This window comes from Oleiphilus sp. HI0117, assembly GCF_001635235.1.
Window position 1 is genome coordinate 1 of sequence record NZ_LWGA01000075.1, and the last position, 1566, is coordinate 1566.

The 1566-nt window shown below is 45.0% G+C and carries 2 protein-coding genes; one reads left to right on the forward strand and one right to left on the reverse strand.

The window, feature by feature from the left end:
- Window positions 1-392: 392 nt before the first annotated feature.
- The gene (locus A3757_RS01135) at window positions 393-752 is read right to left on the reverse strand and encodes a cupin domain-containing protein (RefSeq protein ID WP_197469628.1); all 360 of its coding nucleotides are present in this window, start codon (window positions 750-752) and stop codon (window positions 393-395) included.
- A gap of 102 nt (window positions 753-854) precedes the next feature.
- On the opposite strand from A3757_RS01135, the gene A3757_RS01140 reads away from it, so the two are divergent.
- The coding region (locus A3757_RS01140) for an SNF2-related protein (protein ID WP_231878179.1) at window positions 855-1566 on the forward strand (712 nt) is incomplete at its 3' end.

Here is a 1566-nt window from a genome sequence, read left to right on the forward strand (position 1 = left end):
CACTTTTAATAAACTCTATCAGACACTCATCTGGCCTTAATATAACTAAAGCGATAACTATGGTTGTGTACTCTTGGCGATAAATTTCAGTGTTTTCAACGGCATTCACTTCATCTCTTCTTCGTTAATGTCTCAAAGCTAAAATTGACTGTATTAACCTGATACAAATAAGGCTGAAGAGTGACAGAATATCGGATAGTTACTTCTAAAACGAATGTTTGCATCTTTCACTTTCCCAAAGGTACTGCTTTGGTGGCTTGTGGCCTAAATATTCAAGCTTTATGATCAAAGCCGAATGGCAACTTTGCGGACCTAATACGCCTTTGCCATGTTATTTGGTAATGTCACGCTCGGTATTTCAAACTGTAAGGTCGGGGTTGAGCCGATACAACTTATACGTCTAAGTCCTCATAACACGCAGGCATAAAGCGTGGCGTACACACAGCTAAAAACACCAAGTCACCCTCCCCGTCGTTATATATCTTCTGCCTAATGCCTTGCGGGATCAGTACTACATCCCCAGCGCTAACCTGCTGTTCCAGATCTCCAACATAAACCTTGCCTGAACCCTGCTGAATCACATAGCGCTCACTGACTTCTGTTAAGGCATGCCAGCGCGTTGTTTTACCCGGTTCAACTCTAGCTCGCGCAATCGAAAGTGCGGGATCATCGTCAGTATTTAACATCTCCAAGATATAGCAGCCCTCGTGAAAGTAATACTCTTCCCTTTCTGGCGTTCTATAGATACTCAAATTATTCCTCCATTCACCTTCATCTGTGTTATCAACAGGCTTTTCTTGTTAGTATTCGCGCCATATTTGTTCCCTTATTGAATACTGTAAAGAGACGCCAAAATGTCGTATATCATAGGCCAACGCTGGGTCAGCCAGACCGAACCCAAATTAGGATTAGGAATCATCAGCGAGTTTGAAAACCGCCGAGTGACGATCACATTTCCGGCAGCCGGGGAAACTCGCACCTACGCCAGCGTCAACGCGCCTATCAGCCGTGTAGTGTATAAGGCTGGCGACACGATCACCAGCCATGAAGATATCGATTACCTGGTTCTCGACCTCGACCAAAGCGCAGACATTATTACTTACATTGTTGAAAATAAAGAAAGCTCTCAACACGAAGAACTGAGTGAAGTTGAACTTAACTGTTTTATCCAATTTACCTCACCACTTCAGCGCCTGGTTAGCGGCCACTATGACCGAAATAGAGCCTTCCGACTTCGCTATGAAACGCTGCAGCACAAGCACCGCTTACAGCAGTCGTCAACGGATGGGCTGCTTGGTTCACGCACAAGCTTACTTCCTCATCAAGTATATATCGCTGATACTGTCGCGAAGCGCCATGCCCCGAGAGTATTGCTAGCCGATGAAGTAGGACTAGGTAAAACCATTGAAGCAGGCATGATTCTCCACGCCCAGTTGCACAATGGTTTAGCCAAAAGAGCTTTGATCGTCGTTCCTTCTACACTGGTGCATCAATGGCTGATCGAAATGCTACGCCGCTTCAATCTCAGCTTTTCTATCTTTGATCGTGAGCGTTTTGATAGTTTGA